The organism is Streptomyces beijiangensis, from assembly GCF_017315755.1.
In the GTDB taxonomy this organism is placed as follows: domain Bacteria; phylum Actinomycetota; class Actinomycetes; order Streptomycetales; family Streptomycetaceae; genus Streptomyces; species Streptomyces beijiangensis.
Map to the genome: position 1 here is coordinate 1 of NZ_JAFLRJ010000921.1, position 530 is coordinate 530.

1 protein-coding gene is annotated in these 530 nt (G+C 69.1%); it reads left to right on the plus strand.

Annotation, left to right across the window (positions count from 1 at the left end; all coding sequences use genetic code 11):
* Nucleotides 1-57: 57 nt before the first annotated feature.
* Nucleotides 58-530: class I SAM-dependent methyltransferase (locus J0695_RS39870; RefSeq protein ID WP_206969716.1), on the plus strand; the 473-nt coding region annotated here is incomplete at its 3' end.

A 530-nucleotide genomic window follows, 5' to 3' on the forward strand; every position in this document is an offset into this window, starting at 1 on the left:
AGTAACAGGTGATCGTGATGTAAGGGTATTACTTTTCGTGCATGCGGGAGGGGCTTCATGACGGACATGAACACCAGTACGGCCACGGCCACGGTCGACTGGCAGGCCTGGCAGGAGAGCTGGGACCGGCAGCAGGAGTGGTACATGCCCGACCGCGAGGAGCGGTTCCGGGTCATGCTCGACATGGTGGAGGCCGTCGTCGGCCCCTCCCCGCGCGTCCTGGACCTCGCCTGCGGCACGGGGACCATCACCGCCCGGCTGCTCGCCCGGCTCCCGGACGCCACCAGCACCGGAGTCGACCTGGACCCGGCGCTGCTCACCATCGCCGAGGGCACCTTCGCGGGCGACGAGCGGGTCTCCTTCGTCACGGCCGACCTCAAGGACCCCGACTGGCCCGCCGAGCTTCCCCACGACTCCTACGACGCCGTACTGACCGCGACCGCCCTCCACTGGCTGCACAGCGAACCCCTCGCGGACCTCTACGGACAGGTGGCGCGGCTGGTCCGCCCCGGCGGTGTCTTCATGAACGC